This is a genomic window from Selenomonas sp. FOBRC9, from assembly GCF_000287655.1.
Taxonomy (GTDB): domain Bacteria; phylum Bacillota; class Negativicutes; order Selenomonadales; family Selenomonadaceae; genus Centipeda; species Centipeda artemidis.
In genome coordinates this window covers 1-14,024 of sequence record NZ_ALJR01000028.1, presented here as the reverse complement: position 1 = coordinate 14,024, position 14,024 = coordinate 1, and the positions used below count along the sequence as shown (strand labels likewise).

Annotated in this window: 18 protein-coding genes; 7 read left to right on the top strand and 11 right to left on the bottom strand. The window is 51.6% G+C overall.

The genetic code is table 11. From position 1 onward, the window contains the following. Position 1 precedes the first annotated feature (1 nt). The 3 genes from mraZ to dapB form a co-directional block, all read right to left on the bottom strand. A complete protein-coding gene (gene mraZ / locus HMPREF1147_RS07230; RefSeq protein WP_009350750.1) occupies positions 2 to 445 on the bottom strand; it encodes a division/cell wall cluster transcriptional repressor MraZ in 444 nt (147 codons plus the stop codon). A 259-nt stretch (positions 446 to 704) separates the two neighbouring features. Further along, entirely contained in the window at positions 705 to 1,736 is a 1,032-nt protein-coding gene (locus HMPREF1147_RS07220) for an aspartate-semialdehyde dehydrogenase (protein ID WP_037351289.1), read from the bottom strand. A gap of 12 nt (positions 1,737 to 1,748) precedes the next feature. After that, the gene (gene dapB / locus HMPREF1147_RS07215) at positions 1,749 to 2,537 is read right to left on the bottom strand and encodes a 4-hydroxy-tetrahydrodipicolinate reductase (protein WP_009658318.1); all 789 of its coding nucleotides are present in this window, start codon (positions 2,535 to 2,537) and stop codon (positions 1,749 to 1,751) included. A gap of 233 nt (positions 2,538 to 2,770) precedes the next feature. On the opposite strand from dapB, the gene uraA reads away from it, so the two are divergent. The 7 genes from uraA (at position 2,771) to HMPREF1147_RS07180 (ending at position 9,531) form a co-directional block, all read left to right on the top strand. After that, positions 2,771 to 4,030, top strand: coding sequence for a uracil permease (gene uraA / locus HMPREF1147_RS07210; protein ID WP_009658392.1), 1,260 nt, complete (start codon positions 2,771 to 2,773; stop codon positions 4,028 to 4,030). Further along, on the top strand, positions 4,027 to 4,920 hold the full coding sequence (locus tag HMPREF1147_RS07205; protein ID WP_009658317.1) for an RluA family pseudouridine synthase: 894 nt from the start codon (positions 4,027 to 4,029) through the stop codon (positions 4,918 to 4,920). Before uraA ends, HMPREF1147_RS07205 begins: the two co-directional genes overlap by 4 nt. A 185-nt stretch (positions 4,921 to 5,105) precedes the next feature. Next, complete coding sequence (locus HMPREF1147_RS07200; protein WP_037350380.1) at positions 5,106 to 6,062, top strand: metal ABC transporter solute-binding protein, Zn/Mn family; 957 nt, start codon at positions 5,106 to 5,108, stop codon at positions 6,060 to 6,062. Between the two features lie 56 nt (positions 6,063 to 6,118). Further along, on the top strand, positions 6,119 to 6,841 hold the full coding sequence (locus tag HMPREF1147_RS07195) for a metal ABC transporter ATP-binding protein (RefSeq protein ID WP_009658370.1): 723 nt from the start codon (positions 6,119 to 6,121) through the stop codon (positions 6,839 to 6,841). Positions 6,842 to 6,844: 3 nt separating this feature from the next. After that, entirely contained in the window at positions 6,845 to 7,720 is an 876-nt protein-coding gene (locus tag HMPREF1147_RS07190) for a metal ABC transporter permease (RefSeq protein ID WP_009658307.1), read from the top strand. Continuing rightward, positions 7,713 to 8,813 (top strand): metal ABC transporter permease, encoded by a 1,101-nt coding sequence (locus HMPREF1147_RS07185; protein ID WP_009658365.1) that lies wholly within the window; start codon positions 7,713 to 7,715, stop codon positions 8,811 to 8,813. Before HMPREF1147_RS07190 ends, HMPREF1147_RS07185 begins: the two co-directional genes overlap by 8 nt. A 10-nt stretch (positions 8,814 to 8,823) precedes the next feature. After that, positions 8,824 to 9,531, top strand: coding sequence for a metal-dependent transcriptional regulator (locus tag HMPREF1147_RS07180; RefSeq protein WP_009658319.1), 708 nt, complete (start codon positions 8,824 to 8,826; stop codon positions 9,529 to 9,531). 214 nt (positions 9,532 to 9,745) lie between these two features. Here HMPREF1147_RS07180 and HMPREF1147_RS07175 read toward each other — a convergent pair whose 3' ends face one another. From HMPREF1147_RS07175 to HMPREF1147_RS12285, 8 genes are all read right to left on the bottom strand, one after another. Then, a complete protein-coding gene (locus HMPREF1147_RS07175) occupies positions 9,746 to 10,195 on the bottom strand; it encodes a hypothetical protein (RefSeq protein ID WP_037351288.1) in 450 nt (149 codons plus the stop codon). 374 nt (positions 10,196 to 10,569) lie between these two features. Beyond that, positions 10,570 to 10,743, bottom strand: a complete 174-nt coding sequence (locus HMPREF1147_RS12055) for a hypothetical protein (protein ID WP_009658326.1) — start codon at positions 10,741 to 10,743, stop codon at positions 10,570 to 10,572. A 129-nt stretch (positions 10,744 to 10,872) separates the two neighbouring features. Continuing rightward, the gene (locus HMPREF1147_RS07170) at positions 10,873 to 11,304 is read right to left on the bottom strand and encodes a hypothetical protein (protein WP_037351287.1); all 432 of its coding nucleotides are present in this window, start codon (positions 11,302 to 11,304) and stop codon (positions 10,873 to 10,875) included. Positions 11,305 to 11,677: 373 nt separating this feature from the next. Then, a complete protein-coding gene (locus HMPREF1147_RS12290) occupies positions 11,678 to 11,851 on the bottom strand; it encodes a hypothetical protein (RefSeq protein ID WP_232208065.1) in 174 nt (57 codons plus the stop codon). Between the two features lie 620 nt (positions 11,852 to 12,471). Next, positions 12,472 to 12,903: a hypothetical protein gene (locus HMPREF1147_RS11930; protein WP_083839955.1), complete on the bottom strand. Its 432-nt coding sequence runs from the start codon at positions 12,901 to 12,903 to the stop codon at positions 12,472 to 12,474. Between the two features lie 117 nt (positions 12,904 to 13,020). Further along, positions 13,021 to 13,452, bottom strand: coding sequence for a hypothetical protein (locus tag HMPREF1147_RS07165; RefSeq protein ID WP_037351286.1), 432 nt, complete (start codon positions 13,450 to 13,452; stop codon positions 13,021 to 13,023). 5 nt (positions 13,453 to 13,457) lie between these two features. After that, the gene (locus HMPREF1147_RS07160; RefSeq protein ID WP_037351285.1) at positions 13,458 to 13,679 is read right to left on the bottom strand and encodes a hypothetical protein; all 222 of its coding nucleotides are present in this window, start codon (positions 13,677 to 13,679) and stop codon (positions 13,458 to 13,460) included. Positions 13,680 to 13,786: 107 nt separating this feature from the next. Beyond that, a partial coding sequence (locus HMPREF1147_RS12285; RefSeq protein ID WP_369791746.1) for a transposase occupies positions 13,787 to 14,024 on the bottom strand: 238 nt, incomplete at its 5' end.

Sequence of the window (14,024 nt, the reverse complement as noted above, 5' to 3'; positions counted from 1 at the left end):
CCTAAATCGAAATGCCGTAGCTCGAGAGCTGCTTTGAGATCTCCGTGATGTTCGGATCCACCTCGCCCGCGTAGCTGAGCCACTTCTCCTTGTCCCACACCTCGATGCGCGCATCGGCACCCGTGAGGATCACGTCCTGCTTCAGTCCGATGTTCGCATAGGTGCGCAGATTCGCGGGAACGAGGAACCGCCCCTGCTTATCGCATTCAAGCGTGCGTGCGCCGGCAATAAAGAAGCGCGCGAATGCACGTGCGTTCGGATCGGCGATCGACAACGTGCGCAGCTTTGCCGCGAACTCGTCCCACGCCGCCTGCGGAAACAGGAAGAGACTGCCGTCGAGTCCCTTTGTGATGATGAATGAAACCCCGAGTTCCTGCCGAAAGTCGGCAGGCAGAATGACGCGGCCCTTCGCATCAATGCTGTGGGCGTATTCCCCCATGAACATCCGAGCCGCACCACCTTTCAGAATTCTTTTACCACATTATGGCACTTTCCACCACAATTCACCACTTTCCTTACAGTTATAGCAAAAATAAAGGAGTTTTTCAAGAAAACAGATATTCTTTTTTCGCGTATACAATTTATAAAAAATCATCAAAAAGCGCATGATAAAAGGCGCGGAGCGCAATTTAACGTCCCGCGCCTTTGCATAAAAAAACCGCCGCATTTTTGTTCCAACGCGACGGCTGCGAAAATATCGTTATTTAGATTTGATCATGTGCAATCATATACTCTGCGATTTGGAGCGCATTCAGCGCCGCCCCCTTGCGGATCTGATCACCGCAGATCCAGAAATTCAGCGCGTTGTCCGCAGACTCGTCGACGCGCAGCCGCCCGACCTCAACATCGTTCCTGCCGGAGGTGTAAAGCGGCATGGGGTACTCCTGCGCGCTCGGATCATCATGCAGGACAACGCCCGGGAATGCCGCAAGCGCACTGCGCGCCGCATCGATTGAGATGGGCTCTTTGAATTCAACATTGACGGATTCGGCATGACTGCGATAGACCGGGACACGCACCGTTGTTGCCGTGATGCGCAGCGTATCATCCTCCATGATCTTCTTCGTCTCGTCGATCATCTTCATCTCTTCTTTGGTATAGAGATTATCCTTAAAAACATCGATCTGCGGGATGAGATTAAATGCGATTGGATAGTGCTTTGGCAGCTTGCCGACGGGCAGGATATTTGCAACGGCTTCCTTCCCCTCAGCGAGCGCGGCGACCTGTTCCTCGAGCTCCGCCATCCCCTCTTTGCCCGCGCCCGAGACTGCCTGATAGGTGGAAACGACGATGCGGCGGATCTTGGCGAGGTCGTAAAGAGGCTTCAGCCCCATTACCATAATGATGGTCGAGCAGTTCGGATTTGCGATGATGCCCTTGTGGCGTGCGATTGCCTGCGGGTTGACCTCGGGCACGACAAGCGGCACCTCCGGATCCATCCGGAATGTGCTCGAGTTGTCGATGACGACTGCGCCCGCCTTTACCGCATGCGGTGCGAACTCTGCGCTCGCCGCCCCGCCTGCAAAGAGGGCGATGTCAATCCCTGCAAAGGACTCTGCCGCTGCCTCCTGTACTGTATACTCCTCGCCCATGAACGCGATTTTCTTGCCCGCCGAGCGGCTGGATGCGAGGAGACGCAGCTCCGAAAATGGAAATTTGCGCTCTTCGATGAGATTCAGAAACTCCTGACCGACGGCGCCTGTTGCGCCGAGAATTGCCACGCGATATTTCTTCATGACCATATCCCCTTACAGCAATTTATCAAGTCCAACGGTAAGCGACTTGAGTCCGCGCACCTTCTTTGCCGCGAGCACAACCCCCGGCATGAACGATTCGCGATTCAGAGAATCGTGGCGGATCGAAAGTGTCTGCCCGAGACCGCCAAAGATGACCTCTTGATGCGCCACATAGCCCGGCAGGCGAACACTGTGAATCCGCATCCCCTCGTACGCCGCACCGCGAGCTCCCGCAATCTTCTCTTCCTCATCCGGATGCCCCTGCACATGGGGGGCGCGCACCTCGGCGATCATGGCAGCCGTCTGCACCGCCGTCCCCGACGGCGCGTCGAGTTTGTTGTCATGGTGGAGCTCTATGATCTCCACATCGGGCATATATTTTGCCGCCATACGGCTCATCAGCATCATCAGAACGGCGCCGATCGCAAAATTCGGTGCGATAAACGCAGGCGTATCATTCGCCTCTGCCGCCGCCTTAATCTCCGCCTTTTGGGCATCTGACAGCCCCGTTGTTCCGACCACAGGCGAGACCTTATGCGAGAGCGCTGTGAGGACGTTCCCATAGACGACGTCCGGACGTGTAAAGTCGATCATGACTTCAGGTTTCAGACGCTTCAGCGCCGCCGCCAGATTGGTCTCCACGAGCACGCCGTTTTTCCCCGTGCCCGCCAGTTCTCCTGTATCCGCGCCGCCGCTGATGTCAACCGCACCGACGAGCTCAAGATCGGTGTCATCAATAACCGCTCTCAGTACTGCGCGTCCCATGCGGCCGCATGCGCCGCTGACCAAAACTTTTGTCAAGGAAATTCCTCCTCAGTTCTCAATGTTTGCAGCATTTATTATACAAGCGCCGCCCCCGCGCGTCAAGGAAAAGGAGCTTGGATACATGCCCGCTTGCCTGAAAATCGGGGGGATCCCCCCCTTCCATAATATTATAAAATAAATTCGACAAGCGACGGGTTCTGTGCTAAATTATTTGGTTGGAAACATATATGATACTCGTCCTATTCTTCATCGGAAACGGAGGATTCCTCATGTCACAAAAAGCCATCGATACGACGGAGCGCCCGCCGCTCCTCCAAACGATTCCGCTGTCCCTGCAGCATCTCTTCGCGATGTTCGGCTCGACGGTGCTCGTCCCGATTCTCTTTCACGTCAACCCCGCGACGGTGCTGCTCTTCAACGGCATCGGCACGCTCTTCTATCTGATTCTCTGCAAAGGGAAAATCCCCGCATACCTCGGTTCAAGCTTTGCATTCCTCTCGCCGGTCTTTCTCGTGCTCTCGGAGTACAGCTACGAGGCTGCGCTCGGCGGATTCATCGTCGTCGGCGCCGTGTTCTGTCTCGTGAGTCTCCTCGTTCATACTGCGGGGACGAGCTGGATCGACGTCATCTTCCCGCCCGCATCGATGGGCGCGATCGTCGCGGTCATCGGACTCGAGCTGATGCCGACGGCGGCGGGCATGGCGGGACTCACGGGAGACAAGACCAATCCCACGGTCATCTTTGTCTCCATCGCAACGCTTGCGATTACCATCTTTGCATCCATCGCGTTCCGCGGCTTTCTCTCCATCATCCCCATCCTGATCGGCGTCGTGCTTGGCTATGTCATCGCCTTCGCCGCGGGGATCGTCGATCTTTCGAATGTGGAAAGCGCGCCGTGGTTCGCCATCCCGACGCTCTACACACCGGAATTTGATCTGCGCGCCATCCTCATCATCCTGCCCGCCTCCATCGTCGTCGTCGTGGAGCACATCGGTCACCTCATCGTCACGGGCAATATCGTCGGGCGCAATCTCACAAAAGACCCCGGGCTTGACCGTTCGCTCCTCGGCAACGGCATCTCGACCGTGTTCTCCGGGTTCTTCGGCTCGACGCCGAACACAACGTACGGGGAGAACATCGGCGTCCTCGCCATCACGAAAGTCTACTCCACATGGGTCATCGGCGGCGCCGCTGTCTTTGCCATCCTGCTCTCGTGTCTCGGCAAACTCGCCGCGCTCATCCAGAGCATCCCGACGCCCGTCATGGGCGGCGTCTCGATGCTGCTCTTCGGCGTCATTGCCGCCTCGGGCATCCGCATCCTCGTCGAGGCAAAGGTGGACTACAACAATCCGATGAACCTCCTCCTCACCTCCATCGTCATGGGCGTCGGCGTCTCAACGGCAAGCCTGACAATCGGCACCGTCATCCTGCGCGGCATGTCGCTCGCAACGGTCATCGCCATCATCCTCTCCGTCTCCTTCCGCATCATCTTCGCACTGCGCCGATCGCGGCAAATCTCAGGCGAATGACAGAGATTCACATCTCCCTGCCGCCCGGTGAAGAGATGCCTGCAAAAGCATATCTCACGAAAAAATGCGGCGTCTCCGGCGGTCTCTGGAAGCGCATCAAGCACAGCGGCACATTCTCGCACAACGGCGTCCCCGCCATCGCGGCGCGCACCGCCGTCCGGGACGGGGATGTGCTTTCCTATGCGCTTCCTATCATCTCTACAGTCACCCCCGAAGAGCTCCCGCTTACGATCGCGTATGAGGACGATGATCTGCTCATCCTCGATAAGCCCGCCGGAATGCTCGTTCATCCGACGACGCAGGAAACACGCGGCACGATCGCGAACGCCGTGCACGGACTCTATGCGTCGCGCGGCGACACGCTTGATTTTCACCCGTGTCACCGGCTCGACCGCAACACGACGGGACTGCTCCTCATCGCAAAACGTCCCGAAGTGCAGTATTACTTTACGAAGCATCGGGACGCCGTGCGGCGCGCATACCTCGCGCTCATCGAGGGGCGATTAACGCCTGCGTCAGGCATCATCGACGCGCCCATTGCGCGTGCCCTGCCGAGCATCATCCTGCGCCGCGTCGCCCCCGCCGGGAAGCCCGCGCGGACACATTACACGACGGAGCGAACGACGGGGAGATACAGTCTCCTGCGGCTGACCCTTGAGACCGGGCGCACGCATCAGATTCGCGTGCATCTCGCGCATCTCGGACACCCCCTGCTCGGCGACGACCTCTACGGCGGCAACACGGACGAGATCGCGCGTCACGCTCTCCACGCCGCACGGCTCTCCCTGCGCCTGCCGCGCACGGGGGAGTTGCTCACCGTCGCATCTCCCCTGCCGAAGGATATGGCACGGATCGCAGAGACACTGTCTCCCGTTTCATCATCTAAATGACACTGCATACTCAAATTGGGGCAGGACATGATTCTTTTTACGTCCTGCCCCAATTTTATGTATGTCGGCTTGCTCCTCTCCCATATTTTTCTATTGTAAAAAATATTTTTCATAAGTATGAATTTCTTATTTACAAATCAAAAAAATATCGCTATAATCTGAAAAAAGAAAGGACGGTGCAGCCCATGCAGCACAAAAAAAGTTTTGTTTATGTACTTCTCGCATGTTGTTTTCTCCTCGCGTCCCTTGTGAGCGGATGCGGCGGAACTTCTGCGGATAAAAGCGCCGGAGATAAGCCGGCGGATGCGAAGAAAACGGTCACGGTCACGACCTCGTTCCTTGAGGATATGACGAAGCAGCTCGCAGGCGACTATGTGAACATCGAGCTCATCATCCCTGCGGGTGAGGATCCGCATCTCTATGTGGCCCAGCCTGCCGACCTCGAGAAGATCAAGAAAGCGGATCTTCTCCTCTATCACGGTCTGCACTTCGAGGGCAAGATGGCGGAAGTGCTCGAAAAGAAGGGCGCCGCCGTGACAAAGAATTTCACGGACAGCGAAATCAACTACATGGAGGAGGACGGCAAGCGCATTGTCGACCCCCATTTCTGGTTCGACGTCGCACTCTATAAAAAGGCGACGGAAGAAGCCGCCGCACAGCTTGAAAAGCTCCTCCCCGATCATAAGGCGGACATCGAGGCAAATCTCAAGAAGTATCTTGGTCAGCTCGATGCGCTCGACAATGAGATCAAGGAAAAAATCGCGACCATCCCGGAGGGACAGCGCAATCTCGTCACGCCGCATGACGCGTTCAATTATTTCTCGCATCGTTACCACATGAACGTCGTTGCCCCGCAGGGCGTCAGCACCGATTCCGAGGTTGCGAACGCGGACGTTGAAAAGACGGCGAACTTCATCGTCGAGCACAAGGTCAAGGCGGTGTTCGCAGAGAGCACGACGAATCCGGAGCGCATGAAGAAACTGCAGGAGGTCTGCAAAACGAAGGGTTTTGACGTTGAGATCGTGGGCGGCGAAGGCAACGAACTTTTCTCCGATTCACTCGCACCCGCCGGACAGAAGGGCGACACTTACATCGATATGTATAAGAGCAATGTCGATCTGATCGTCAGCCATCTGAAGTAAGAATTTTTGCCGGAGGCGGGAAAGATCCCGCCTCTTTTTGTTCAAGGAGGAACGCGATGGATAAAAATAAAAGTGTCGTCCATGTGGAAGATCTTACGATGGCGTATCGTGAGACGCCCGTACTTTGGGACATCGATCTTGATATTCCGGGAGAGGTACGCTGTGCAATCGTGGGGCCCAACGGCGCAGGCAAGTCCACGCTGCTCAACGGCATTCTAGGGCTCCTCGCTCCGGTTTCAGGCGAGGTGCGTCTATGGGGGCACCCACTTGATGAGGTACGCAAGCGTATCGCCTATGTTCCCCAACGAGGCTCGGTACACTGGGACTTCCCGACAACGGTCTTTGACGTCGTGCTGATGGGACGTTACGCGCATATCGGTCTGATACGGCGCCCCGGAAAACTGGACAAAGAGCTTGCCTTCGATGCCCTTGAAAAGATGAAGATGGCTGATTATTCCGACCGCCAGATCTCGGAGCTCTCCGGCGGTCAAAAACAGCGCGTCTTTATCGCGCGCGCCCTCGCGCAGGATGCAGATCTCTACATCATGGACGAGCCGCTTGCGGGCGTCGACGAGACGACGGAACGCATCATCATGGACAAATTTTTGGATCTGCAGCGCGCGCACAAAACCGTCGTCGCGGTACATCACGACCTCGGCACGCTCGACAGCTATTTTGACTTCCTCATCGTCCTCAACCGCACAGTCAAGGCATGTGACTATATGGCGCATCTCGATAAGGATGACGCCCTCGCCCGCGCCTATCGGATGAAGGAGTAAACGATGGACATTCTATTCAATTACACCTTTCAAATCATCGCACTCGGCAGCGTTGTTCTCGCTGTTACCGCCGGTTCCGTTGGCGCGTTCAGTGTCTACAAGGGTCAAAGTCTCATCGGCGATGCCATCGGACACTCAACATTTCCCGGCATCATTCTCGCCTATATGGTCTTTGCCACACGCAGTCCCGTCGTCCTCCTCTGCGGAGCGATCGCAGCGGGTGCGGCGAGCTATGCGCTGATCCAGCTCGCGCATGAGGACAAGCGTCTCGGTCTTGATGCGAACCTTGCGATCTTTCTCTCCGGTTTTTTTGGTCTCGGCATGGCGCTCAAGAGCTTTATTCAGGGCAATCCGGACTATGCGGGCGCATCACAGGCAGGGCTCGGCACCTATATCTTTGGACAGGCGGCATACATGCTCGAGGTCGATGTCATGCTCATTACCGGCGTATCGCTCCTCTGCCTCCTCATCCTCCTCGCATTCTATAAGGAATTAAAGCTCTTTGTCTTTGATGCGGAATATGCGCGTGTCGCAGGACTTCCCTGCCGCCTGCTGAACGTCCTCCTGCTCGTCATGACAATCTCGGTCATCGGCATCGGCATCAAGGCGGTCGGTGCGATTCTCATCAGCTCTTTCCTCATCATTCCTTGTGTCGCCGCAAATCAATGGTCCAACAACTTCTTACATGTCCTCCTCATCAGCAGCGGTATCGGCGCAGCCTCCGCCTTTATCGGAACCTATATCAGTACGGCACAGCAGGGAATGTCCACGGGGCCATGCATTATTCTCGCCGCCTGTCTCATCGCATTTTTCTCCATACTACTCGGTCCCAAAGGCATTCTTGGCAGTCTGCTCCGGCGGAGGGAACATCATGGATGACGCATTGCTCGTACTGCTCCTCACCGCCGCCGCATGTTCCGCGCTCGGCGTGTTCCTCATCCTGCGCCGCCTGTCGATGATGTCGGACGCAATCAGTCACACGGTTCTCCTCGGCATCGTGCTCGCGTTCTTTGCAACCTATGACCTCGGTTCCCCGTGGCTCTTATTCGGCGCCGCCATTATGGGCGTTGTGACGGTCTCGCTCGTGGAGATGCTCGGCAAGACGCATCTCATCAAATACGACGATGCCATCGGCGTCGTCTTCCCGCTCCTCTTCGCCATTGCCGTCATTCTCATCAGCAAGTTTGCGGGCAATGCCCACCTCGACACCGACATGGTGCTCATGGGCGAAGTCATTTACTCGGGGCTGAACACCGCACAGATCGGCGGCATGGAGGTTCCAAAAGCTGCGTTCAAAATGGGCGGGCTGCTCGTCGGCATCATCGCCTTTATTGCCGTATTCTACAAAGAAATGAAAGTCTCCACCTTTGACACGGAATATGCAAAACTCATCGGCGTCCCGACGGGCATTCTCTTTTACGCTTTCATGTCCCTTACGTCGCTCACAACGGTTGCCGCATTCGACGCGGTCGGCTCGATCCTCGTCATCTCATTTTTCATCGCGCCTGCGGCGACGGCGCTCCTTTTCACAAAAAATTTAACACAGACTTTGATTATTTCTGTGATTTTTAGTATGATAAACAGTATCATAGGCTATGAAATCGCCGTACATACGAACGCCTCTATTGCGGGTCTGTGTGCGGTTGTCAATACGCTCGTCTATATGCTCGCTCTGCTCGTCAATCCGAAGGGATTTGTCACGACATACATCCGCCGCGCACGGAATAGGAAATTGCTCCGCCAAGAACTGTTCATCCTCCATATTGGCAAGCATACGGCGGAGGATCTGCACAGCCCCGAGAACCACGCCGCCCAGATCGGAAATCACCTCAAATGGGGAGCGGCGCGTGTCCGAGCGGTCACAAACGCACTGCTTTCAAAAGGGGAGCTGGAACGTGCGGGCGACTATTACCTCCTGACCGAGCGCGGCGCGGAGACTTACCGGATGCTGTGCAGCAGATATTATATTTAGGGGAATCAACATGGGTATGGAAATACAGCCGCAGTGGGAAGAGTTCATCATTGCGATTTTTAAGATGAACCGCCGTCAAGGGAAGGCAACGAACAAGGAGCTGAGTCAATGGCTCTCTGTCTCACCCTCGCTCGTCACCGAGCTCATCAAAAAGATGCAGACGGAGGGCATTCTCGCGCCCGGCAAGAATATCATTGCGCTCACGGACGCGGGGGAAGCCGCGGCCAAGCGTATCATCTCAAAACACCGCTTGTGGGAATACTTTCTCACCGAAACGCTGAACTTCAACTGGAAGGACGTCCACGCACAGGCAAGTGCCCTCCAGAGCGTCACGAGCGACGAGCTCTTTGAAAAGCTCAACGACTTCCTCCACCGCCCCGCAGCATGTCCGCACGGCGGTGCGATCTTCGCCAACCGAGCCGAGGAACTTGCAGGGCTTGTACCGCTCTCAGAGAGCACCCCGGGCGTCACCTATACCATGCGGCGCATCCCGGACAATACGGCGCTCCTCGAATACGTCGAACACATTGGTCTCGCGCTGGGTCAAACGTTCACTGTCAAGGGCTTTGAGTCGTTCGACCATACGGCGATCATCGACCTCGCAGGCACAGAGGTGCGTGTCTCGCCAAAGGCGTGCGTCGATATCTATCTTGAAGCGACGGCATCTGAAGAACAAAAAACCATCATAGTAAAAAATGACAACGCCGTAACGAAATAATGTTTTCACGGTTCCATTACAGTTATTTTCTTATATGATAAAGACAGGACATCCGGCAGATGTGATTTTCTGACGGATGCCCTTTACTTCATTTTTTCGTTCACTCAAGCGAGATGTTTTTTAAGGCGCGATTTGATGCCGCCGGTGATCATGCAGGCAAAAGCAAAACAGGAAAACTTCTGTATGCCCCCTTTGACGAAATTTATCTCGACCTTTATTTATAAGTATTTTGGCATAGAAATGTCAGCGCGGCTAGACCACCACAGCATACGAGCCAGAACCCGGCTAAAGTCAGCATCCAATATTTCCATTCTTTATGAGATATATTTTGCGGTGCGATCTGATGTGCGCCGGTGAACATACATCCGAAAGCCCCAAAAAACACAAAGAGCAGTGTGCTAAAAACAGCCCAAAACTCCGCGTTCGGCGTTTTTACAGTGTTATGCACTACCTCAAAGGCAGGAAACCATAAAATTAATAGTAAGCAACCTAATGGCAGAAGGTAATTATGGTACTTCTTATAAACATAAAGACCGAAAAAAAGTACACATAATAATGCTAAAGAAATTACTATGAGCTGCAGCTCTGCATCTCCCCGTCTCGATACGGATCGACCAATAAATACGCCGATGACAGCGAGAAAAATACTGATATTTCTTTTCACAATTCCCTATTCTCCTCCGTTTAGATTATCGAAAGAGTTGTTCCAAAACCTCCTTAAGATCGATCTGAGTAACCCTATCAATAAAGTTTACTCTACACTATATCTATGCGGCGGTTCCAGTAGGAACAACATAGCTGCTACACCTCCGCAGCATAGCCCCCAGGTTATGACTAATCCTATGAGACAATATTTCCATTTTTTCCGAGATATAGCGTGTGGTGAGATCTGACGGCAGCCGGTGAACAGACAACCAATAGCCATACAAAAAACAAAAAATACAACACTAAAAGCCCCAAAAAACATGACATGAGAAACTTTTCCAATGTCCCCCAATTTATTGATGAAGGGTAGGCAGCCAAACAGCAAGATGCCTCCTATAAGAAAGAACCATGTATGCGTTTTTTATAGACGTAGACGCCAAAAGAAAGTACGGGCAATGCCGCTAAAATTAATACAATGACTTCCATATCCATATTTCCCTGCCTCGCCAAGGCTCGACCGGCAAGTACACCAATGACAGCCACAAGAATACTGATATTTTTCTTCATATTGCTTACCACTCTTCATTTGGTTTGCTGCAAAATATTATAAAAAGATCATTCCAGAGAACCATTGGAAGGCTTTCTATATAGGCCTTGTCCATAAAGCTAATTGCTGTTCTCCCCCATTATAATGCCTTATAAAAATGTCAGTGCAGCTAGACCACCGCACGATAAGAGCCAGAACCCGGCTAAAGTCATCATCCAGTATTTCCATTGTTTACGGGATAAATTTTGTGGTGCCATCTGGTGAACGCCGGTGATCATGCATCCAAGAGCCAAACAACCAAGGAAGGACAACCCGCTAAACACTCCCAAAAACATAAGGTTCGAGGAGTTTACACTATCCTGCAGCACATTGAGAAGTGGCACCCCGGAAAGCAACAGTACACATCCCAGGGGGAATAATAGATTATGTGTCTTCTTATAGATATAGGCAGCAAAAGCCAGTACAACCAAGGAAGACAAAGACAATACTATGACCTGCAGATCCGTATTGCCCCATCTCGCTAAGGCTCGACCGGCAATCAGCCCGCCGACAAGCAAAAGTATCCTATTTTCTTTCTTCATATTGTTGATCTCCCGCCGTTTGTTTTACCGAAAGAATCCCCACAGAATTTCCTTAAAATTATTTCTGTATGTCCCTTTGATAAAATTTTATCTCAGCCTTTATCATAAGTATTTTCTCATAGAAATGTCAGCGCAGCCAGACCACCGCACGATAAGAGCCAGAACCCGGCTAAAGTCAGCATCCAATATTTCCATTGCCTACGGGATATAATGTGCGGCGATATTTGGTGACTACCGGTAATCAGACAAGCCAATCCGAAGAAGGCAAAAAAGAGCACGCCACTAACAAATCCCCAAAGTTTAATTTGAGAGGTTCCTATGCTGTCCTGTAGGACATAGAGAAACAGCAGACCTACAACCAGCAGTATACACCCTAAAAGAAATATCCAATTATGATTTTTTTATAGATGTAGATGCCGAAAAAGATTGCGACCAATGCCGATAAAGACGATACAACGATCTCTAACTCCGTATTTCCTTGCCTTGATAATGCGCGACCGGCTAATACACCGCCAACTCCTACAAGAATGCTAATATCTTTCTTCATATTGTTTGCCACTCTTCATTTGGTAACGAAAATTGTGCTCGAAATCCTCTATACAGCTTTTCACATAAATTTGTTGTGGCGGTTATTACAATTCTCTCCCTTACACCTATATTCTCATAGAAATGTCAGAGCTGATAGACCGCCACAGTATACTAACCAAGATCCGGATAATCCTATCAGCCAGTATTTCCATTGCCTGCGGGATATAATGTGTGGCGCTATTTGATGACCGCCGGTGATCATACAGCCGAAGGCTAAACAGAAAACAAAGAGTAATATACCGGAGATCTCCCAAAATATAACGTGAGAAGACGTTGCGTTACTCTCCAGTACCCCAAGGAAAGGGAAGCAAGTAACGAGTAAAATGCACCCCAGAAGGAAGAGCCAATTACGCGTTTTCTTGTAGATGCAGATACCAAAATAAAGAATGCCTAAGGCAGATAAAGACAACACTATGGTTCCTATATCTGCCCCTCCCCATCTTGCTAAGGCTCGGGCGATAAATATACCGCCGATAACCAAAAGGGTTCTATTTGTTGCCAAAAGAAGTGCTCGCCCCTTAATCTTCTTTCTACATAAGTATCTCGGATGAATTTTATCTCATTCTCTATCTATAATCCTCATAAAAATGCCAGCACAGCTAGACCGCCGCAACATACAATCCAAACCGCAGCCAGACCTACTAGATAGTGTTTCCATTGGTTACGGGATAAATTTTGTGGTGCCATTTGGTATCCGCCGGTGATCATGCATCCAAGAGCCAAACAACCAAGGAACAATATTCCACTAGATATTCCCCAGAACATAAGATTTGAGGAGTTTATACTATCTTTCAGAACCCCAAGAAGGGGCAGGCAAGCAATCAACAGTATGCATCCTAAAGGGAATAATCGATTATGGGTTTTCTTATAGACATACCCGCCGAAAAAAAGTACACCCAAGGCAGCAAAAGATACAAATACAAGCTCTATACCCTCATCGCCCCATCTTGATAAAGCTCGACCGGCAAATACGCCAATGACAGCCACAAGAATACTGATATTTTTCTTCATATTGCTTACCACTCTTCATTTGGTTTGCTGCAAAATATTATAACGAAAGATCATTCCAGAGAACCATTGGAAGGCTTTCCATATAAACCTTGTCCATAAAGTCAATTGAGTATTTTCTCATAGAAATATCAGTGCCGCTGCGCCTCCGCAGCCTACGAGCCAAAACCCGGCTAAAGCCAACATCCAGTATTTCCATTGTTTATAAGAGATGATGTGCGGCGATATTTGGTGACTACCGGTAATCAGACAAGCCAATCCGAGGAAGGAAAAAAAGAGCAACCCACTAACAAATCCCAAAAGTTTAATTTGAGAGGTTCCTATGCTGTCCTGTAGGACATAGAGAAACAGCAGACCTACAACCAGCAGTATACATCCCAAAAGAAATATCCAATTATGATGTTTTCTATAGATGTAGATGCCGAAAAAGATTGCGACCAATGCCGATAAAGACCATACAACGATCTCTAACTCCGTATTTCCCTGTCTTGATAATGCGCGACCGGCCAATACGCCGCCAACTCCTACAAGAAGGCTAATATCTTTCTTCATATTATTTAGTTACCTTCATTTGGTTTTCCACAATAATTGTCTTTTGCAAGATCCGCAAGTTTATCAATATTCTTTCCAATAATACTTCCCAATACGATGCCTGCTCCAACGGCAAGAATTTCCGGGGCTGCTACTACAGTGAACATTGCACCGACTCCTATGCCTACCCCGGCGCTTGCCACAGCGGCAACAGTATCTATTGCGGCAGCCTTGTACTCTGTCGTCACATCATCTCCTCCCTTGTCAGTAGTACTGTATAGATTTATTTTCCCCCTTTATTATTACAAAAGATAATCCTAAATTGCAATAGCAAGTGGGACAAGTAGGGAAAAAGTTACGAGGCAGCGAATTGAGCAACATATGAATCGAAACGCTCTTTGGGTGTATCGTATCCGAGGATTTTCCTGGGGAGGTTATTCATCCAGTCCTCTACCTGTTGAATTGTGTCCGGCGTGAGGCAAGCAATATCGGTCCCCTTTGGGATAAAGCGTCGTACCATGCCGTTTTGGCGTTCATTAGTTCCGCGTTCACTTGGCGTATAAGGATGAGCGTAGTATACGGGAATATCCCCA

Excerpts from the sequence above, each read along its gene's own strand:
- mraZ (WP_009350750.1), bottom strand. The coding sequence starts at position 445 with ATGTTCATGGGGGAATACGCCCACAGCATTGATGCGAAGGGCCGCGTC.
- HMPREF1147_RS07170 (WP_037351287.1), bottom strand. The coding sequence starts at position 11,304 with ATGAAGAAAGAAAATAGGATACTTTTGCTTGTCGGCGGGCTGATTGCC.
- HMPREF1147_RS12055 (WP_009658326.1), bottom strand. The coding sequence starts at position 10,743 with ATGAAGAAAAATATCAGTATTCTTGTGGCTGTCATTGGTGTACTTGCC.
- HMPREF1147_RS07190 (WP_009658307.1), top strand. The coding sequence starts at position 6,845 with ATGGACATTCTATTCAATTACACCTTTCAAATCATCGCACTCGGCAGC.
- uraA (WP_009658392.1), top strand. The coding sequence starts at position 2,771 with ATGTCACAAAAAGCCATCGATACGACGGAGCGCCCGCCGCTCCTCCAA.
- HMPREF1147_RS07205 (WP_009658317.1), top strand. The coding sequence starts at position 4,027 with ATGACAGAGATTCACATCTCCCTGCCGCCCGGTGAAGAGATGCCTGCA.
- HMPREF1147_RS07185 (WP_009658365.1), top strand. The coding sequence starts at position 7,713 with ATGGATGACGCATTGCTCGTACTGCTCCTCACCGCCGCCGCATGTTCC.
- HMPREF1147_RS07165 (WP_037351286.1), bottom strand. The coding sequence starts at position 13,452 with ATGAAGAAAGATATTAGCCTTCTTGTAGGAGTTGGCGGCGTATTGGCC.
- HMPREF1147_RS11930 (WP_083839955.1), bottom strand. The coding sequence starts at position 12,903 with ATGAAGAAAAATATCAGTATTCTTGTGGCTGTCATTGGCGTATTTGCC.
- HMPREF1147_RS07195 (WP_009658370.1), top strand. The coding sequence starts at position 6,119 with ATGGATAAAAATAAAAGTGTCGTCCATGTGGAAGATCTTACGATGGCG.
- HMPREF1147_RS07180 (WP_009658319.1), top strand. The coding sequence starts at position 8,824 with ATGGGTATGGAAATACAGCCGCAGTGGGAAGAGTTCATCATTGCGATT.
- HMPREF1147_RS07220 (WP_037351289.1), bottom strand. The coding sequence starts at position 1,736 with ATGAAGAAATATCGCGTGGCAATTCTCGGCGCAACAGGCGCCGTCGGT.
- HMPREF1147_RS12290 (WP_232208065.1), bottom strand. The coding sequence starts at position 11,851 with ATGAAGAAAGATATTAGCATTCTTGTAGGAGTTGGCGGTGTATTAGCC.
- HMPREF1147_RS07200 (WP_037350380.1), top strand. The coding sequence starts at position 5,106 with ATGCAGCACAAAAAAAGTTTTGTTTATGTACTTCTCGCATGTTGTTTT.